The organism is Microcoleus sp. FACHB-672 (assembly GCF_014695725.1).
Taxonomy (GTDB): domain Bacteria; phylum Cyanobacteriota; class Cyanobacteriia; order Cyanobacteriales; family Oscillatoriaceae; genus FACHB-68.
In genome coordinates, this window is record NZ_JACJOU010000033.1 from 400,421 (window position 1) to 419,349 (window position 18,929).

General features: G+C 44.1%; 14 protein-coding genes and 1 tRNA gene. 7 read left to right on the forward strand and 8 right to left on the reverse strand.

What is annotated here, in order from left to right; all coding sequences use genetic code 11:
- Positions 1–37: 37 nt before the first annotated feature.
- Positions 38–958: an alpha/beta hydrolase gene (locus tag H6F56_RS24790; protein WP_309236629.1), complete on the reverse strand. Its 921-nt coding sequence runs from the start codon at positions 956–958 to the stop codon at positions 38–40.
- Positions 959–1,283: 325 nt separating this feature from the next.
- The gene (locus H6F56_RS24795) at positions 1,284–1,532 is read right to left on the reverse strand and encodes a hypothetical protein (RefSeq protein WP_190674452.1); all 249 of its coding nucleotides are present in this window, start codon (positions 1,530–1,532) and stop codon (positions 1,284–1,286) included.
- Positions 1,533–1,970: 438 nt separating this feature from the next.
- On the opposite strand from H6F56_RS24795, the gene psb34 reads away from it, so the two are divergent.
- The 3 genes from psb34 (at position 1,971) to H6F56_RS24810 (ending at position 4,742) form a co-directional block, all read left to right on the forward strand.
- Positions 1,971–2,138, forward strand: coding sequence for a photosystem II assembly protein Psb34 (gene psb34, locus H6F56_RS24800; protein WP_190674454.1), 168 nt, complete (start codon positions 1,971–1,973; stop codon positions 2,136–2,138).
- A gap of 1,204 nt (positions 2,139–3,342) precedes the next feature.
- Positions 3,343–4,032 carry an RluA family pseudouridine synthase gene (locus H6F56_RS27405; RefSeq protein WP_416361011.1) on the forward strand — a complete coding sequence of 230 codons (690 nt, stop codon included), beginning with the start codon at positions 3,343–3,345 and terminating at the stop codon, positions 4,030–4,032.
- Positions 4,033–4,433: 401 nt separating this feature from the next.
- A complete protein-coding gene (locus H6F56_RS24810) occupies positions 4,434–4,742 on the forward strand; it encodes an RNA recognition motif domain-containing protein (RefSeq protein WP_190674457.1) in 309 nt (102 codons plus the stop codon).
- A gap of 181 nt (positions 4,743–4,923) precedes the next feature.
- Here the strand turns inward: H6F56_RS24810 and H6F56_RS24815 are convergent, their stop codons facing one another.
- The 3 genes from H6F56_RS24815 to H6F56_RS24825 form a co-directional block, all read right to left on the reverse strand.
- A complete protein-coding gene (locus tag H6F56_RS24815) occupies positions 4,924–5,421 on the reverse strand; it encodes a DUF29 domain-containing protein (RefSeq protein WP_190674462.1) in 498 nt (165 codons plus the stop codon).
- Positions 5,422–5,489: 68 nt separating this feature from the next.
- Positions 5,490–7,001 carry a threonine ammonia-lyase, biosynthetic gene (gene ilvA, locus H6F56_RS24820; RefSeq protein WP_190674464.1) on the reverse strand — a complete coding sequence of 504 codons (1,512 nt, stop codon included), beginning with the start codon at positions 6,999–7,001 and terminating at the stop codon, positions 5,490–5,492.
- Between the two features lie 175 nt (positions 7,002–7,176).
- On the reverse strand, positions 7,177–12,555 hold the full coding sequence (locus H6F56_RS24825; protein WP_190674466.1) for an AAA family ATPase: 5,379 nt from the start codon (positions 12,553–12,555) through the stop codon (positions 7,177–7,179).
- Between the two features lie 225 nt (positions 12,556–12,780).
- Between H6F56_RS24825 and H6F56_RS24830 the strand changes: the two genes are divergently transcribed.
- Entirely contained in the window at positions 12,781–12,924 is a 144-nt protein-coding gene (locus H6F56_RS24830) for a hypothetical protein (RefSeq protein ID WP_190674469.1), read from the forward strand.
- A gap of 13 nt (positions 12,925–12,937) precedes the next feature.
- Here H6F56_RS24830 and H6F56_RS24835 read toward each other — a convergent pair whose 3' ends face one another.
- Positions 12,938–13,405 carry a hypothetical protein gene (locus H6F56_RS24835; RefSeq protein WP_190674472.1) on the reverse strand — a complete coding sequence of 156 codons (468 nt, stop codon included), beginning with the start codon at positions 13,403–13,405 and terminating at the stop codon, positions 12,938–12,940.
- A gap of 350 nt (positions 13,406–13,755) precedes the next feature.
- Between H6F56_RS24835 and H6F56_RS24840 the strand changes: the two genes are divergently transcribed.
- Positions 13,756–14,163: a hypothetical protein gene (locus H6F56_RS24840; RefSeq protein WP_309236631.1), complete on the forward strand. Its 408-nt coding sequence runs from the start codon at positions 13,756–13,758 to the stop codon at positions 14,161–14,163.
- A 184-nt stretch (positions 14,164–14,347) separates the two neighbouring features.
- Here the strand turns inward: H6F56_RS24840 and H6F56_RS24845 are convergent.
- A tRNA-Ile gene (locus H6F56_RS24845) sits at positions 14,348–14,420 on the reverse strand.
- A gap of 277 nt (positions 14,421–14,697) precedes the next feature.
- On the opposite strand from H6F56_RS24845, the gene H6F56_RS24850 reads away from it, so the two are divergent.
- Together H6F56_RS24850 and H6F56_RS24855 are read left to right on the forward strand one after the other, a co-directional pair.
- Positions 14,698–15,000 (forward strand): hypothetical protein, encoded by a 303-nt coding sequence (locus H6F56_RS24850; protein WP_242032157.1) that lies wholly within the window; start codon positions 14,698–14,700, stop codon positions 14,998–15,000.
- A gap of 327 nt (positions 15,001–15,327) precedes the next feature.
- Complete coding sequence (locus H6F56_RS24855; RefSeq protein WP_190674475.1) at positions 15,328–16,866, forward strand: hemolysin family protein; 1,539 nt, start codon at positions 15,328–15,330, stop codon at positions 16,864–16,866.
- A gap of 10 nt (positions 16,867–16,876) precedes the next feature.
- Here H6F56_RS24855 and H6F56_RS24860 read toward each other — a convergent pair whose 3' ends face one another.
- The gene (locus H6F56_RS24860) at positions 16,877–18,889 is read right to left on the reverse strand and encodes a CHASE3 domain-containing protein (protein WP_190674477.1); all 2,013 of its coding nucleotides are present in this window, start codon (positions 18,887–18,889) and stop codon (positions 16,877–16,879) included.
- Positions 18,890–18,929 lie beyond the last annotated feature (40 nt).

Sequence of the window (18,929 nt, forward strand, 5' to 3'; positions counted from 1 at the left end):
AAACGTATATAGGATTGCTAGAGATTAACGAGATTATTTATGGGTAGCGCTCTATTTTAATGACCACCGGCGCTCGTCTATTTAAAATGAGTTCATTGTGCCTATTTAATAAAATTAATTGGGCTAAAGCTATCAAAACCATTTTTCTCCGACGACCTGTGGGATGAAACCTGGCCGGACTCCTAAATCTTCCCATCCAAATTAAAGCTTCTTCTACTTTATATCGGCAGCTTCTTCCGTTTTTGGAGATTTGGAAAAATTGACCCGGTATATACTCTCCTTGATTTGCCCAATAGGCATACTTTTCTCCCAAAGTAAAGTAGTGGAAGACATTTCTTGCTTGGGATGTTTCTGCTAATTTTTGAGAAACGCCAAGGGAGTTAAACGTAACGGTTGAGCGAATGCAATCCGGGTACTTCACTGCAATTTGTTGAGCGACTTTTCCGCCTAAACTTTCTCCGATTACGTCTGCCTGGTTTCCCGCTTCAGATTGTTGCTTCAGCCAATCCACAGCTCCTTGAGTTTCTGCTGATTTAAAATGCCGTTCCATGCCGGCAATAAAAACATCTGGGGTATCTTCTAGTACGCCCTCGAAAGGATACCAGGAACCGTATCCCCGGATAACCAGAACAGGCGGATTTGTTCCAGAAAGTGGAACTCGACCCTCAGCATAAAAACCCGTCTGGGGATCTTCAAACACTATTTCAATTTTGTATCCTCCAGCAATTTCTTGTCCTTCTAGATGTCTGATATAAATTGAAGGCTCGTTAGGTTTGAGTACGGTACTGAGTTGAGGTTTGGCAAACTGTTCATAGAGTATATCCAGAGAGTGTCTTCCCGTCGCTGGATCGACAAAATCAAGGCCGGCAGTGCTTGTCGTATCGTCTTTAACTAAACGTCGGCTCATTGGATCTAGAGCCGATTCATGTTCGTCAAAATCTTCTGTTGAAAAACTCACATTGCAACTTCCTTTAGATGCTGTCTACACCCAACTTTCCCTGTGTGATAACAGATTACTCTTCGGTTTCGTAACTATATTATTTTGTTTCTATCTTAAAATTGTTTAAGATAAAATATGTGACAATTTTATCTAATTCACCAAAAATAGTAAATATATTTTCGCTCTCACTTCGGCTCAGGACAGGAATGCCGGTGATAATAAATTTCAGCAGTTCCCTTTTGAACTATTTTTCTCATTCAATCCCAGGCTTTAGAAAAAACGCTCTTTCAGTTTTTCTAAAACTGTTGAGCAATAGGCTTAAAAATGAAAAAGACTTTTTTGTTTATTCTTCTCTAATTTTCATTAAATTTAAAGCAATTTTTCTAATTTTCTGACTTACTAATTTTTCAGCGGAAATGCCAATGATCAACCCGCATAAAAAAACAGTCAGGAGCTTGAGAGACAAATTAAAATCTATAAAGATTGACAGCGCCAGCCCAGCAACACCGGCAGCGATATAAACCAAAATCAAAGCGAGTGGCTGATTTTTTAAATCTCGAATGAGCGCTGCATCATGATTGCTAAGTTTCATAGAATCCTGTATTGAATATTTATCTGCGAACTCAAGAAGGTGTTCAACTTTTATTGATGTTTGAGTTTCCTAGCGCGGATTCGATTTAAAGAAACCGGCACTCGAAAATTAGGCTAACTCAAAGCCATTCCGAAATTTCCCTGTCTGACTCCCCTATTGAACGGGCTGAACTACTTTACTGTGACGGCATTTAATCAAGACGGTTAGGTTGAAAATCAACCCAGACAGAGCCAAAGCCGGCACGCTCAGAACTTTTATAACTTTATCCGCCTATGCCATCTTACTTAAATAAATAATGATAATCATTTATTGTGCTTCGATAGGCAGGGCTAATCTCCTGCCAAAGTATTTTCTATCTTACGAAGCCGGCAGGGGGTTGACACTTTGTAACGATTTCGTTACATTTATTTACATAAGGTAACAAACCGGAGCAAACAAATGTACACCACCGACGACAATGGCATCCTCAACAACTACGCCACTGAGCCTGATCTGTACTATGCTGAGTTCCCTTCCCCAGAGCAGCAGCGTCAATACGCCTTTGTGGGCGGGTTTGCGACTTTGTTTGTCAGTTTGCTGGTGTTAGTTGCTTTATCTGCCGGCTAAACGTGAGGTTTTCTCTTTTCTTGTCAATTCTTCTTTAAATTCTTTTTTAAATGCTTTTTTAAGAAGTCTCTGTAGACTCTGTCTCCTAAACTCAGTCGGTTGGCTGAGTTTTTTTTTTGTTGATTTATCTGATGCTTTAAAGTAGTAGGCTCGGACACAATAATCTCAGGTAGTGGTATCAGCCAGATTTGTGATCGAGCCTTGTATGGTAATTCTTCATCCGCTTTCAGATTTTATTGACTGCAATGCTGCAACTGCCGGCTTATCGCCTCACTATTACTATGAAGGGCGCTGTCCTCAAAGTGGTGAGATCCTGAGACTTCCCCGCACTCCTGTGGTAGAGGCGATCTCCAGAGGTTTAATGCAATCCTTTGCCGGCAATGAGTCTTACTCTGGTGAGGGCAAGATGTATGGAGTATTGCTGGTTGAAATGCCGGCAGGCGAACAAAGGGTGTTAAAAGCCTTCTCCGGGCTTCTGAATGCTCAAAGTCTTGTGGAGGGCTGGGTTCCGCCCATTCCAGGACGCGATCAAGTTGCCCTAGAAGAAGCCGGCACATTGGCTGAATTGGAGGCGATCAAACAGCAACTGATTACCCTCAAGCAACTTCCACAACGGCAACAATACGAAATGCGATGTCGTGAGTTTGACCGGCAATTGCAAGAAATGAGCGATCACCATCGAGATTGTAAGGAGCGCCGGCAGGAAGAACGGCAGAGACTTAGTGAAACGCTGACTGGGGAAACACTCACTAATGCGCTTGAACAACTCGATGAAGAAAGCCGCCGGCAAGGAATTGATCGGCGAAGACTCAAACGCCAGCGCGATGAAGCATTACAACCGCTCAAGCAGCAGATTGAACAGGCGGATACGCGGATGAGAGAACTGAAGCAACAGCGTAAAGCACTTTCCCGGAAATTGCAGGCTCAGATGCACGCTGCCTACAGCCTGACGAATTTTTCAGGGCAATCTTTATCGTTGCAACAATTGATGCCAGGAGGCTTAATGCCCACCGGCACAGGAGATTGTTGCGCCCCCAAGCTACTCCACTATGCGGCAACCCAAGGTTTAAAACCCCTCGCAATGGCGGAGTTTTGGTGGGGTTCGGCATCTGTCACTCAGGACAAAATTCAGGGAAAATACTATGGCGCCTGTGCGGAACGCTGTCAGCCATTGATGGGGTTTTTGTTGTCGGGATTAGGGAAAGTGGGAGAGAGGGAGAAATTCACTCTATCACCGGCTCATCGGCTCACGGCTTCCTCTGCTGAGATCCCGATTATTTATGAAGATGAATGGCTGATTGCGGTAAACAAGCCGGCAGGATTACTATCGGTGCCTGGGCGTTATCGTGATAACCAAGATAGTGTCCTCAGTCGGCTGCGTCATCTGTTGCCGGATGGCATGACACTGGCGGCTGTACATCGTCTAGATCAAGAAACCTCTGGAATTCTTCTGTTAGCACGCGATCTAGAAACTTATCGTCAACTAAGCCGGCAGTTTCAACACTGGCAGGTTGATAAAGTTTATGAAGCAATCCTTTCGGGTGTGGTGCCGGTTGAACAAGGTTTAATTGATTTGCCACTGTGGGGAGATCCTGAAAATCGCCCCTATCAGAAAGTGGATCAAGAGCATGGTAAACCTAGCCTGACTCGGTTTCAGGTGATGGCGAGGGAAGGTGGCTACACTCGTGTAGAGTTTGTGCCGGTGACGGGACGCACCCATCAGCTAAGGGTTCACGCGGTTGATGCGCGAGGACTGGGAATGCCTATCTTGGGTGATCGTCTCTATGGATGCGATGCGGTTGCCAGCCGGCTACATTTGCACGCCAGAGAAATCAACTTTGGACATCCCCAATCTGGGCAAACTCTGCATCTACAAGCCGATACGCCGTTTTGACAACCATTAAAAGGAGTCCCCAATAAGCCTACAGATTCCCCACATCTGGAAATCTCCCAAAACTGGGGCAACCCTCCTCAACCTAGATAGGGTCATTCTGCCTTTCGCTCTCAAAACTCCCTAATTATTTTTTGCGGAGAAAATAACGAAACTCACAAACCGCTTTGCGATATTCACCAGCCACAGCAACAATTGCTGAGAGCGTCTTGCTCCCATGTTAAGTTATATGATGATTATCTCCGTGTTTTCCTAAAATTCAAAGCCTGTGTTAAAGTAATGGATAGGAATGAAATTCGGTGGCAGCGTTTGTTTTTAGTATTGACAGGCATTTTCCTTTTGGTATTGGCAGGCTCCTCTCCGAAATCTCACCCTCTACACCTCTTAGATTTTGGAGACAACATATGTCTATTTATGTAGGCAATCTTTCATACGAAGTTACTCAAGAAGACTTGAGCGCCGTTTTTGCAGAATACGGTTCTGTGAAGCGCGTTCAGCTACCTACTGACCGGGAAACTGGCAGACTCCGTGGCTTTGGTTTTGTAGAAATGAGTAGCGATGCTGAAGAAACGGCAGCTATTGAAGCACTTGACGGTGCTGAGTGGATGGGCCGTGACATGAAAGTGAACAAGGCTAAGCCCCGTGAAGATCGCGGTTCAGGTGGTGGCGGCGGCGGTGGTCGTCGTAACGACAGCTTTTCTCGCCGGTACTAAGCTCTAAGATTAATCACATTTAGCTCCTCAGTCCTAGCTGATCATAAATCACTTGTCGCTGTGTGAGCTTTGTTAATCTTATTCACTGAATAGTTATCTAGAAAGGCTCAAGCAGCGATGCTTGGGCCTTTTCTATATTCTTACAGTTGCCAGAAATAATCTCATAAAGCCGGATTAGCGATTATTCCATCACGTCATCCGTCGCCGGTTCGCCTGGATAAAAGCAATCACTCAAAATTTCTTCTAACGGATAAGGGCAATTTGTCGGGAAGGTTTTTAGAGGCAGGTTTGTTTCTCCCGAAGCTAATGCCAGTCCTTTGACGTAAGCTGTTTGGAGAGCTTCTTGTAGATAAGGTTTAAGCCTTGGATTTTCTTTAAGCAGCTCTAATACGTCCATACGCTGGATGCGAATTGTATTCAACCAGCTGCGGCTTCGTTTTGAGATTTGGTATTCCCATTTAAGCAAATGCCCAATCAAAATACTCAAGCGATTTCTCAATTCCGCGCGTTGTTGTTTTCCCAACGACTCAATTTCCTCGATTAAATTAGACAGATCGAGCCGGCTCCATTGCTGATCTTTAAGGAGTTTTGCTTGTTCCTGCGTCCAGGCATAAAAGTCAGTTTCATAGAGACTTTGCATTGAGGTTTTCGCTGTTTGTTCGGTTTGGGGTGTTTGCATAAAAAGGTGAAAACCTAGCTTTCCTTCCTTAATTCTAAAAAATTAGATTCGCTGTCGGTAAAATCACTCTAGCCCAAAAACAATTTGTAAGCAGGATTTTGACTTTCATCCCAATAACGATAGCCGAGGGTGTCAAGAAATGCCTGCCACTCTTGCATCTCATGAGGAGGAACTTGCATCCCAACAACAATTCGCCCGTAGTCTGCACCGTTGTTGCGATAGTGGAACATACTAATATTCCAATCGGGACTCATGGAACTAACAAATTTCATTAATGCACCGGGACGTTCGGGGAACTCGAAACGGTAGAGTAATTCATGATGAGCAAGGCGAGAACGTCCGCCAACCATGTGACGCAGGTGCAATTTCGTTAGTTCGTCATCCGTTAAGTCAAGCGTTTTGAATCCGCAAGCTTCAAAACTTTCTGCCATTTTTGCAGCATCGGCACGGTTTTGAATTTGCACGCCGACAAAAATATGAGCTTCTGTTTCATCCGCAATGCGATAGCTAAATTCAGTTAAATTGCGTCTGCCAAGACATTCACAAAACTTGCGAAGACTGCCCGGTTCTTCGGGAATTGTGACGGCATAAATGGCTTCGCGGCGTTCGCCAAATTCTGCTCTTTCTGCTACGAAGCGGAGGCGATCAAAGTTCATGTTGGCACCGCAGGCAATAGCAATTAAAGTTTGCCCTTCAATTTGCTCCCGTTCAACGTATGCTTTGGCACCGGCGATCGCTAAAGCACCTGCCGGCTCTAAAATTGAGCGCGTATCTTCAAATACGTCTTTGATCGCGGCGCAGGTGGCATCCGTATCGACCAAAATGATTTCATCAACATACTGTTGACACAGCCAAAAGGTTTCTTCTCCAACTTCCCGTACCGCTACTCCATCGGCAAATAAGCCAACCTGGGGTAATCTCACTCGTTTGCCGGCTTTGAGGGATCGATACATGGCATCGGCATCGACAGGTTCCACGCCAATAATTTTGATGTCGGGGCGGATTCGCTTGACGTAGGCTGCAATCCCAGAAATTAATCCGCCCCCGCCAATCGCCACAAAAATCGCATGAACCGGCTGCTGACATTGCCGCAAAATTTCCATGCCGATTGTACCCTGGCCGGCAATAACGTGGGGATCGTCAAAGGGATGAATAAAAGTTAAGCCTTTTTCGGCTTCCAGTTGACGTGCAAACGTGTAAGCATCATCGTAAGTATCCCCATGCAATACCACCTCTCCCCCACGGGCTTTAACCGCATCTACTTTCACCTGGGGTGTGGTTACGGGCATGACGATGATCGCGCGGGTTCCCAGCCGGTTTGCACCGAGGGCAACACCTTGGGCATGGTTGCCGGCGGATGCGGCAATGACTCCCTGTGCGAGTTGTGCCGGTGACAAATTCACCATTTTGTTATACGCCCCCCGCAACTTGAAGGAAAACACAGACTGCATATCCTCCCGCTTCAGCAGGAGTTTGTTATTCAGCCGTGTAGATAAATTTGGGGCATACTCCAGGGGCGATTCCTGGGCAACATCATAGACACGGGCAGTGAGGATTTGTACCAGGTAGTCGCAATACATGGGGTCAATAGGTGAGCGAAGGGCGGATGTAAAGAAAATTCTACTTTACTTGCGTTCCCATTCCGTTCACTACGACAGTTTCTATCGCCTAATCGTTGTACGTTACAATCAACTGGTTAATTATGTTGGTAGCAACCATTTACAATCCCTAAAAGATATTTGTTACCAACTACCGCTATCTGTCGCGGTGATTTTCATAGCAGCGTTGCCGATAAATCCAGACGACTTTATCGCCTGGATTGAGCCGCAGACACTGTTCAAATAGTTGCGCCGCTTTGTTGAACTGTTTTAGATTGTAGAGCGATAGGGCTTCTGTAAATAATCGTAGGGTATTTAATTTACCAGCTTTAAGTGCCGGTGGGTCAGCTTCAAAGATTTCATAAACTGTGATGGCTTGGGATTTGCCTTTAACATTTACGGTGTCAATGGTGCGAAGTGCATAATCTGCCGGCTTCGTCAATCGCTCATAAGTTTGTTGGGTTATTAATAATGGCAGGCCATAATTTTTGGTTAAACCTTCTACACGAGAGGCTAAATTTACCGCATCGCTAATCACGGTGCCATCCATGCGATTTTCTCCACCAACGGTTCCTAACATTAAGGTGCCGGTGTTGATGCCGATGCCAATTTGAATGGGATGATAGCCAGAATTGGTGCGATGTTGGTTGTATTCAGCCAGCCGGTGGAGCATCGAAATGCCGGCTTTTACCGCATTATCTGCCTCGCCGCTAAATAATGCCATAATTGCATCCCCGATATATTTATCGATAAACCCATTATTTTCAACAATTGCAGGTTCCATCCGAGATAGATAAGAATTAATAAACTTAAAATTCTGCTCCGGAGTGATTCCTTCCGAAATCGTTGTAAAATCGCGGATATCGGAAAACAAGATCGACATTTCTAATTGGACACAATCTCCTAACTTTGCTTCCGTCAACTTTTGATAACCAAGAAAAGATAAGAATTGATTGGGAACAAAGCGACTCGCTGCTCTAGACAGTTCTAATTCTGCTTCTAAAGCTTGCTCTAAATCAAAGTTAAGTTGAGCAAGCCGGCTCTCATTTTTCCTAACTTTCGTATAAAGTTTGGCATTTTCTAGAGAAACCGCAGCTTGAGAAGATAATAATTTTATCACTTCTACTCGTTCGGCAGTAAATGCACCGGCTATGAGATTATTTTCTAAGTAAACAATACTAATTAGTTTTCCTTGATTAATCAGCGGCACGCACAAAACCGATTTAGGCTGATTTTTCTGGATATACGGCTCATTGGTAAATTGTCCCTCACGAGCCGCATTGTTCAAAACCACACTTTCTTGAGTCCGACAGACATAATTAATAATTGCTTTAGAAGCGCTCTGAAAGTTCTCAATCGGCATTGACTGAAGTACAGTCACCTGCTCAGAATCGATTGCCCCTTCTGCTTCAATCAGTAGCTCTCCCTGCTCCTCTAAAATAAGATAGCCTTGTTGCGCCCCCGCATTTTCTATCAAAACTTTCATCAAACTAGACAGGAGCTTATCTAGGACAATTTCTCCAGAAATTGCCTGAGAAGCTTTCATCATCGTGGCGATATCTAGGTTATATCTCGATCCAGTTGTGGTTACTTTTGTGTTCGTTTTAGTATTTTGACTTCTCCCTTGAGTTGCCGTGAAGAACTTGCCATATCGCACTTCTAAATCCTTAACTTTAGCGGTTGCCCCCCATAGCTGGTAGGAATAACGAGCCTCCTCCATATAAGCCCTAGCAGTTAATTCTTTCTCCCTGGAAAGATAAAATTTGGCAGCAAGTTCGTAACCGATAGCAGCTTCATGGATATATTCATTCTTTTTTGCCCCCGCAATGGCACGAGAGTAATAATCCATAGCCACTGCATCTTTGCCTAGAAGCCGGCAAAGTTCAGCCTCTACCAGATAATATTTGTGTAAGTTATTAGCGGGGGCATGATGCGCCCATTTTTTCATCTTTTTCTGGTTGCTAACGACCTTCTGTCTTTGACGATTTCGCTCTGGTTGCTGAGAATTTCTTGCGAGTGTCAGACGCGCCAGAGAATCATAAAAATAAAAGTGAGGAACTGTGACAAGAGCTGTAATTCCATCAAGATACTGTTCAGCTAATTCAGCATTTTCTACCGCCTGCTCTACCTCGCCAAACAGGAAGCAAAGCATCAATTTACTGAAATATAAAATGCAAGTTGTATCACGATCATTTCTGTTTTGTAGTCTTGGCAGCATCACCTGCTCGTCGAATACTTTACCAATCAAATTACAGGGATTTTTGGCTTCGCCTAGCAAATTTAAAACTACCTGATGGTATAGCTCTTGCATATTAATGCTTTTTTCTTGTCCGATTTGACGGATGATCTGAGCATATATCTCCATCTCTGACTTTAATTTCACTAATTCCGAGCCACTCAGAAAGCCAAAGTAGCAGTAGATGTAAGCTGTATAGCTAGCGTATTGTAAATCTCCTGTTTGCAGTGCAAGAGCGTAAACTTCTCGCAGTGGATTTAATACTTCCTTTGCCGGTTCTACCCAGTGTCTGATGAAGGTATATACTATACACTCTGTCATAGGTTGAAAAGCTCTTGCATCGAGTCGGGAGAGCAGGTTAAGGGCGAGTTTACCAAATTGAGAACCCAACTCAATATCTCCAACAACTCCACAGAGAATTAACCCATAGCCACTATAAGCAACAGCCGAATCAGTCGTGTTTCCCCAGTTGATAGATAAGTTTATTTGTTGAAAGATAATGATCGGAAATAAAAGCGGTGCAGCAAAGAAGCTAGGGGGAGCCATTCTTGTTAGGATACGCATTGCTGCTTTTGGATAAGGAGCAGTCATCACCGGCAAGTCAACTAAGCCGGCAATCGATTTAAACCCGATCCTTAACTTTGTCTGTAGCAGTCCCCTTAAAACATCAACCTTTTTGGGCTGTTTGGGCAACCTGAATTTCAGTAAATTTAAGACTTCTAATCCACTATTGATAGCTTCATTAAACTTGCTCTGAGCAGTCTCTGCTAGAATTTTTACTTCATACACTTTCACTTTATCTAACACTGTTTTGGCTTGTGATAACACCAATTCAACAAATTCTTCCATTAAACAAAAGTCTGAATTTAAATAGTAAATTTCAGCAGCTTCTTCGTGGAGTGCGAGGGTGAGTGTGTACTGTTTTTGCCAGCTATTGGTTGCTAATAGTTTTATGCCCATTTCTAGATAATTTAAAGCCGGCTGATACGCTGCTGATAGTTTCGCTTTCTTGCCGGCAATCAAGTTTAATTTTGCCAGCTCCTCTCTTTTGGTCTTATGAATTATTAATTTAACGCCAAGATTTAATTGATTAACAATGTCAAATATTTTTTCTTCTTGTTGACTTTTAGGAGTTTTTTGCAGCAAAATTTCTCCGATTTGACGATGAGTAATCGGCTTATCTTGCTCGGCAATTAACGAATAAGCAGCTTGCTGAATTCTATCGTGTACAAATTTATACTCGAGAGAGTGGAATGGGAGTGTTGCTAATGACTCAGTGGTTAATTCAGTTGAATCAATGAATAAGTCTATTTCTCCCATATTGCTAATAGGAACGACTAAATTCTCAGCAACAGCAGGGTATAAATTATCAACAGTTTCTCGCAAAGACTTAGTGCCAATCAAGGCAAGAGTTTTTAAGCTAAACTGATTACCAATACAGGCAGCTAGCTTTAACATTTCTTGCGTACTCTCTGACAGCTTTTGAATCTTGTCAGACATGAGTTCGACGACGTTATCTGTAAAGCCCCGCGATTGAATTTGCTCTAAATTCCACTGCCATTGACGTGCCTGAACATCAAACTCTAACAGCCCTTCTGTATAGAGTGATTTCAAAAACTCATTCATAAAGAAGGGATTGCCGCCTGTTTTAAGTCGCACTAATTCAGCCAGAGGCTTGACCCTTTTTGCTTCACAATTGAGTGGATCAGCAATTAGTTGAATGATAGTGGGTAAGTCCAAGGGTGATAGGGAAATTCGATTGACAATTGCCCCAGTTTTGGCAATTTTATCGATGGTGAGCATTAAGGGATGTGCGGCGGAAACTTCGTTATCCCGATAGGCACCAATTAAAAATAGTCCCGGGGTGCCGGCACTCATTAAAAGCTGCATTAATTTTAATGAAGCGCCATCTGCCCACTGCAAATCATCAATAAATAATACTAGAGGATGCGCCGATTGTGTAAAAGTTTTTATAAAATTTTGAAACACTAAATTAAAACGATTTAGAGATTCATTAGGGCCGAGTTCTGGAACAGAAGGTTGCTTTCCAATAATTAATTCTATTTCTGGGATTACATCAGCAATAACTTGACCATTGATCCCCAAATTTTTTAATAACTTCTCTCGCCATTGATTCAGTTGCGCTTCACTTTCAGTTAACAGATGTTTGATTAATTCTTGGAAAGCGCTGACAAGGGCGCTATAGGGAATATTTTGCTGATATTGATCGAATTTACCGGAAATAAAATAGCCGCGTTTTTGAGTAATGGGTTTATAAAGTTCCTGCACTAAGGCTGATTTACCGATTCCAGAATAGCCGGCAATTAACATTAGTTCGCTCTGCTTTAAACTGACACGCTCAAAAGCGGTTAATAAGCTGGCAATTTCTCGTTCTCTGCCATAAAGTTTTTGCGGGAGTTGAAATTTATCAGAAATGTCTTCACTGGCTAAGTCAAAATTTGCTATTTTACCCGTTAAATTTAACTGATTTAAACATTCTTCTAAATCCGCTTTAAGTCCCCAAGCACTTTGATATCTTTCCTCAGCAGTTTTTGCTAAAAGTTTCATGACGATCTCTGAGAGGATGGGGGGAATTTCTGGATTTAACTCAGACAGAGACATCGGCACTTTAGCAATATGACAGTGAACTAATTCCATCGCATCATCCGTTTCAAAAGGCAATTGATTCGTCAGCAATTCGTAAAAGGTCATGCCGAGCGAGTAAAAATCCGTGCGGTAATCTAAAGCGCGGTTCATCCTGCCGGTTTGTTCCGGCGACATATAAGCCAGAGTGCCTTCTAAAACGTTAGGATTTTTTAAAGCCGGTGTTTCCCGCGTTAACTGGGTGGAAATCCCAAAATCTATAATTTTTAATTGATTGGTTTCTTTGTTAAAAACGATATTAGAAGGGTTAATATCTTTATGAATAATATTCGCTGCATGAATATGACCTAATGCGTCTGCTGTAGTAATCGCAACTTTGAGAAATTCTGCTAAAGGAAATCGGCATTTCTGCAGCCAATGCTTCAAAGATTTTCCGCCAAAATCTTCGAGCAACATCACAAGGGTATTTTGATATTTCCGTAAGTCATAAACCTTAACCACCCCGGCCAGATCCAGAGATTGAGTAATGTGATACTCTGTGCGATAGCGACTGAGTTGAGCCGGCGTCGGGTAATCTTGTTTAAGAACTTTGAGGATCAGGCGTTGATTATCTGACTCTCGAATTCCTCGATATAGAAGGGAGTTGGCGCTTTCATAGATTTGCTCTTTAACAAAAATGCCAGGGGTAGTCAGCATATTAATAATTTTTTGCCGTCAAGAATCACAAAGCTATCTCAAGATAGATGCAATTACCCTAAAACTTTTACTTTTAGCATAACGTCTCCGTAAGGCGGCACCCTCTCATCTGCTATCTATTTAATTTTTCTATCGAGATTAAGCGGGAGATGAGGTTATAAGGGTCGGTTATTAAAATTTAGAGGGTGAGGGGGATAGAAGGAGAAGGAAACAGAGAACAAAAATATGAAAGTTTTAGCGTGTTGCTTCGGCGCTGCCGGCAGCCTTTATAAAAAGCCTATTCTTGTTGTAAGCCTTCCCAGTCCCCCACTCCCACCCCAACCGGCTGATTCACAAAAAGTTGAGGGGGAAGTACACGGTGAACTGTAATTAAACGGCTGAATCAGTTCGCTTCCGGCTTTCTTGGTTTATTTAATTCTGTGCACTTCGCGGCTGCTAAATTATAAGCAGTTTGGTAGTCATTTCCCCCTAGCATGACATCGCCATAATATTCGTAAGGGGGATCTCCATGAATCGGCAGTGGATCGTCCTCTGGATAATCTTCTTTTGATTCTTCTAAAATTGCTTTGAGTTGCTTGACTTTCAAACGCTGCGCGGGAAAGTAATAGACATTTTCAGCACTTTGGCCAAGGTGAGGAAAGGTGGGATCGACAATCTGCCCGTCTATCTCTATCCAGCTATATTCAATCGGTTTGTACGGCCCTCCAGATATCGCTAAAAAGCCTTGAACATAGATGGCTCCCTCAGTTCCTAGTGCTGCCTTGCAAGCATTGTCAAAGCAGGTTTTAGCTTTGCTCTTAATACGCTTTGCAATTTCTCTCGAAAGCATTTCATTTAACGGTTCAGTCATAATGCCTTCCCTCCATGTGCGGGGGCTGAATAAGGGGTAAATTGGAGACAACAAACATCTCACATCTCACGCCAGTACAGATGCTGGGTTTGCTAACTGCCGGCCTAGACGAGAGAAAAGAGCGTGCAAGCAATCGATGAATAAATTTAAGAAGCGGCAGCTCAAAAGTGAAGTGCCTCAGCGTCTGATATATGATTATAAAATACTTCCTGGATGAGTCTGATAGTCAAGAGATTTTCTGGGTTGATGTATTAATTAATTCTACGACTTTCTTTACCGACTCTGGTTTAGATCCTTTTAAAATGAGTTGGCTGAGAAAAAAACTGTCCTATCTCAGGAGTGTATCAAACGTGAAAACAGTCATCCTCGTTCTCTCTGCTGTAGCTGTGGCCGCTATCGCACCGGCAACCCGAACTTTAGCTGAAATGGCCATTCCCCTTAACGCTTCTTTCGCTCAAGCAATAGACAACACTTCTGTGCCGGCGATTAATCCGATTCAACTAAATCGCGCTAAAAACATCGCTCGTCAAGCGGCTGAGATGGCAAACGGCGGATTAAACGAGTATCGTGCCGAAAGTTCCATGCATGGCCCCTCCATCGACTCTCCCTTCGTTGATAACGGCGATGGCACTTGGACGTTCACATTTAAAGGCGGCAGTCCTGGATCGATGACTCCAACAGTGGAAAGTGTCGTTACTGTTGATCAAAACACGTTTCAAGCAACCGTAGACTACAATGGGCCAATCCAGAACCCCTAGCACTATCACTGATTTGTTCTCGCGCCACACTTGCACCGCCACCGGATAAAATCAACTCGGCTGGCGCTAAAATTTCGGATTTGCATGGCTGGATTTACATCTTTATCATGCCGTATCTGGCATTCTTCACAGATCCAGAATCGGCCTGATAGGGACAATGCCGCACATCTCAACATAAAGTAAATCGGCAGTGCAGGAGTTGAACCTGCCTAGGGCGAATTATGAGTTCGCTGCCTGAACCGCTCGGCCAACTGCCGGAAAGTATTGGTATTACTATAGCGGATTGCTATCGGACTTCAGGATGAGTAGGCAGTTTTTTGCCGACTTTCCTAGTCCAATCCTCTAATCTTACCAAACGTAAAAAAAATTATAACCTAAATCGGCTGCCGGTGTCCACTTATTTGGGCAGACCGCAATCGTTGACTGCGCGTCCTACCGTTTAAATTTCCCGAAGGTCGTGCTAAAACTTTGAAACTACAATAAAGTTTATTGTTGCCCTTAGCATAGCCATTTGGTTACTTCCTCACCAACACCATGAAATTGAATCCAACTGTGGCGCTCACGTTCACTCTCCTAGCCCTGATGTTTACAGCCGGCATGGTGAGCGGAACCTGGGGGTTTGCCTTAGGTCGTGAAGCACTCAAAGGAATTACGCAGCCGGATGTCCGCCCTAATAATAGTAATGTCGGAAACCGCAAGGGAACTCCGGCCAATCGGGATCAGATGCTCATTCTCAAAGAGCCAGATATCTTGAAAAACGTCAAAGCCCACATGGAAGGCAAAGGGGCGAACACACAAAAAAATCAGGCTGAAAGCGAAGATGAAAAAACTCAGTAGCCTGCTAAACCGACAGATGCCCAGGGGCGACTGCTGAGCGTCAACCTCCAGGGTTTGCCAGAACAATCGCTCCAAATGGTGAGTGCTTTTCTGGTAAGTTGAAGATTCCAACAGCCCTAGTAAACCAGGCATCACAGCTTTGACTCAAGCTGACAGTCGGTTTTCATCGACCCTGGCATTTGCAAATGTCTGGCATCCTAGGGGTGAGCTAAGCAATAGGAATGAAGCGGAATAGACTAGGGAGAAGCGAGAATTATCCTGGGGAAACTCCCGTGCAGCTTCTCGTTTTTTAATTTTCTCTTTTCACGTTTCAGTCCCCAATCATTAATGACGCCGGTGCCTGCTTTAAACCCTTTCTCTGTTTGGTGGACGAACACTTCCGCTGTCGCTGTCTTGGAGGCAGCTAACAGCAGTTTAGTGAATCGAGCCTCTATCGCTTCTGACTTAACGCCGTCAGATGTCACGCTGCGATTGCTAGCAGTGTTTCTGCTGATTGCAATCAATGCTTTTTTTGTAACCGCTGAGTTTTCGATGGTGTCGGTTCGGCGATCACGAATTAACCAGTTAGTCGATGCCGGCGATATCCAAGCAAAAACCGTTCAAGACTTACAGCGCAGTATAGACCGGCTGCTGTCCACCACCCAGTTAGGAATCACCCTCTCTAGTCTCGCCTTGGGCTGGATCGGTGAGAATACAATGTCTGGACTTGTTGCCGGCACCATTGTTCACCTGCCCCTGCCAATGGCCATGAAGCAGGTGATGGCCCATTCTTTCTCCATCCCCATCGCCTTTTTCCTGGTTGCTTACCTGCAAATTGTTTTAGGCGAGTTGTGTCCCAAATCTGTTGCCTTGCTGTACTCAGAGCAGCTCGCCCGGTTCTTAGGTTCGCCCAGTTTGGCTATCGCCCGTATTTTCAACCCCTTTATCTGGATTCTCAATCAATCGACTCGCTGGCTGCTGCGGCTCGTGGGAATTCGCTACACCGGCCAAGGTTGGTATCATCAAGTCACCCCAGAAGAGTTACAGCTAATTATCGCCACCTCCAGCGAGTCCACCGGCTTGCAAGCAGAGGAGCGAGAACTGCTCAACAATGTCTTTGAGTTTGGGGACGTATCAGCCGGAGAAATCATGGTTCCCCGCACCAGCATTACCGCTCTTCCCACGACAGCCACCTTCCAAATGCTACTTGCTGAAGTGGTAGCCACCGACTATTCCCGCTATCCCGTCATGGAGGAATCCTTAGACGATATTCGCGGCATTATTGACTTCAAGGAGCTGGCTGAGCCTTTATCTCAAGGCATTCTCACCCCAGAAACGCAGGTGCAGCCTTGGGTGCGACCGGCTCGATTTGTGCCAGAATACACCCCTCTGCGCGAACTACTACAACTGATGCAGCGATCCAACACTTATATGGTGATGATCGTCGATGAATTTGGCGGGACTGCCGGTTTAGTCACGATTAAAGATGTGATTGCTGAAATTATTGGTGATAGCGTTGAGCCGGCAGACACAGAAGAGTTGAACGTGGAAATTTTAGACGAGCAGACATTCATCGTACAGGCCCAACTAGACTTAGAAGAAGTCAACGATCTGCTCAATTTAAATTTGCCCTTGACCGATGAGTACCAAACTTTGGGAGGTTTCCTGCTTTACGAAATGCAGAAAATTCCCACGGTTGGCGAGATATTAAAATATGAATATTTGGAACTCACGGTCATCTCAGCCGAAGGCCCGCGCTTGAATAAAATTCAAATTCATCGTCTGGAGTCTTCACCAGACAGCGAACAGCTCAATCAATATGCAATCGAAGACATTGTAGAAGTGCAGCCGGAACACTCAGAATTTGACGATCCACCCAATCCTTAAAAATTTTGTTTCAATAATTTAAAGGAATCGTCACTGTGAATGTAGTGCCGGCTCCCACTTCACTACTTATTGTGATGTTGCCGCCGTGTAATTCCACACACTTTTTCATAACCGCTAGTCCCAAGCCTGAACCTGAAACTTTGCCAACATTTTCTCCTCGATGAAACAACTCAAATAGCCGTTGCTGGTCTTTTAAAGGAATGCCGATGCCTTCATCTTGAATGCGAAAAACAGCAAGGTCTGAAGGTGGGTAATCTTCACCGGCAGCTTCTAGATTTTCCTCAAAATCTCTTTTTGTTTCTGGCAGTTGATAAGACAGTGTAAACCAAACGGTACTGCCGGCAGGAGAATACTTAATCGCATTTGACAGCAAATTTGTCAAAATAGAATGCAGTAACTTTTCATCCATGCGAGGCATTCCAAATCCTTTGTCCCCTTCAAGACGTGATTTGTCTTGCACGGTTGAGGGGGCGAGGGTACGTGGCAAAGAAACATCCCCAGCCTTCAAAGTCTCTCTACCATGACTCACAAAAACGAGCCGGTGCTGATTGTTATCCGCTAACTGCATTTCTTCCACTAAATTAGTACAAAAATTTTCTAAATTTAGCGGCCTAGGGTTGAACTCAAGTTTTCCAGCTTCTGCCCTAGTAATTGTCATAATATCAGCTAAAAGTTGCGTTAAACTTTTGGCGGCTGATTGAATTCGCAGAATGTTTCTAAGTTTTTTCTCATCCAGCCATTGGTCATTACAACCTTCAAGAATTTGAGCTGAAATTAGAATTGTGCTCAGAGGCGTGCGAAACTCGTGAGAAGTCATCGAAAAAAAGCGTAGTTTGAGTTCACTAAGTTCTTGTTCTTTTTCTAACGCCATGCGAACTTCTTCAGCTCGCTTACGTCCTGTGATATCGCGAGAATTGATAACAAAATTAATCGCTCCCGAAACATCCAAAAACTTCTGACCGATGGCTTCAAAAATAAGCCAGGAACCGTCTTGATGCTGAAAGCGAAACTCGATAGATAAAGCACTCCCTGAATTTTTGATGGCATGAGTGAAAGTCTCAAGGGCAGTTGCCGCATCATCCGGGTGAATATAGCCAAAAAAGTCTTGATTTAGCAAGTTTTCTGGTTTGTATCCTAAAACTTTTTCAACCGATGGACTTTCATAGCGCACAGTGCCGCGCTCATCCAAAACAGTAATAATATCCAAGGCATTTTCGATCAAGGAACGAAAGCGTTCTTCGCTCTCTCGCACAGCCGCCTCGGCTCGTTGGCGCTCGATAATTTCAGCTTGGAGTGATTGATTGGTTGTCGCTAACTCTGCGGTTCGTTGTTCCACTCTAATTTCTAATTTTTCATTCGCTATGCGAAGCGCCTCTTCTGCCTGCCGGCGTTTTTTGTTCTCGCTATAGAGGAGAGAGTAAACTAATAACAGCAGCGCAAAACTAAGGCCGGTGCCAATGGAGTCGGTGAGCATTGCCTGTCTGAGGCTAGCCGCAGCGGCGGCTGAGCGTTGTTTTAACAACTGTTGCTCCTCGTTTTGCATCTGCCGGATCTTCTGGCGGATCTCATCCATGATCCTTGTACCCTCTTCTGTTAGGGCAATCTGCAACGAAGCGCTATTGCGTTGGCTTTGCGACAAGGCGATCGACTCCTTCAAACCAGCCACTTTCTCGGCAATTAAGGGTTCAAGGATATCGAGCCGGCGCTGCTGGTTGGGGTTATCCGCAGTTAACTCTCGCAGATTTTGGATTCGTGGGTTAATTGTTTCAATTGCTGCATTGTAGGGTTTGAGCAGATTCTTATCACTTGTGATAATGTAGCCCCGCCGCCCCGTCTCTGCATCTTTGATAGTAGAAAGCAAACCTTCTAGGGTTACCTGAACCTCGTAGGTGTGCTGCACCCATTTAAAAGTGTCAATCAGTCGAGCCATACTTTGATATGAAATCGCACTAACGCCACTCAAAATGAGCAACGCTAAACTAAACCCGCTTGGAATAATGTTTTTTGAAATCAACTTTTTCATGAAAGTTATCCTCTTTAAAACTAATATTCTTCCATCCTGT

Bases quoted from the DNA above. Each gene is read 5' to 3' on its own strand.
- H6F56_RS24795 (WP_190674452.1), bottom strand. From the start codon at position 1,532: ATGAAACTTAGCAATCATGATGCAGCGCTCATTCGAGATTTAAAAAAT.
- psb34 (WP_190674454.1), top strand. From the start codon at position 1,971: ATGTACACCACCGACGACAATGGCATCCTCAACAACTACGCCACTGAG.
- H6F56_RS24810 (WP_190674457.1), top strand. From the start codon at position 4,434: ATGTCTATTTATGTAGGCAATCTTTCATACGAAGTTACTCAAGAAGAC.
- H6F56_RS24815 (WP_190674462.1), bottom strand. From the start codon at position 5,421: ATGCAAACACCCCAAACCGAACAAACAGCGAAAACCTCAATGCAAAGT.
- ilvA (WP_190674464.1), bottom strand. From the start codon at position 7,001: ATGTATTGCGACTACCTGGTACAAATCCTCACTGCCCGTGTCTATGAT.
- H6F56_RS24825 (WP_190674466.1), bottom strand. From the start codon at position 12,555: ATGCTGACTACCCCTGGCATTTTTGTTAAAGAGCAAATCTATGAAAGC.
- H6F56_RS24830 (WP_190674469.1), top strand. From the start codon at position 12,781: ATGAAAGTTTTAGCGTGTTGCTTCGGCGCTGCCGGCAGCCTTTATAAA.
- H6F56_RS24835 (WP_190674472.1), bottom strand. From the start codon at position 13,405: ATGACTGAACCGTTAAATGAAATGCTTTCGAGAGAAATTGCAAAGCGT.
- H6F56_RS24850 (WP_242032157.1), top strand. From the start codon at position 14,698: ATGAAATTGAATCCAACTGTGGCGCTCACGTTCACTCTCCTAGCCCTG.
- H6F56_RS24855 (WP_190674475.1), top strand. From the start codon at position 15,328: ATGACGCCGGTGCCTGCTTTAAACCCTTTCTCTGTTTGGTGGACGAAC.
- H6F56_RS24860 (WP_190674477.1), bottom strand. From the start codon at position 18,889: ATGAAAAAGTTGATTTCAAAAAACATTATTCCAAGCGGGTTTAGTTTA.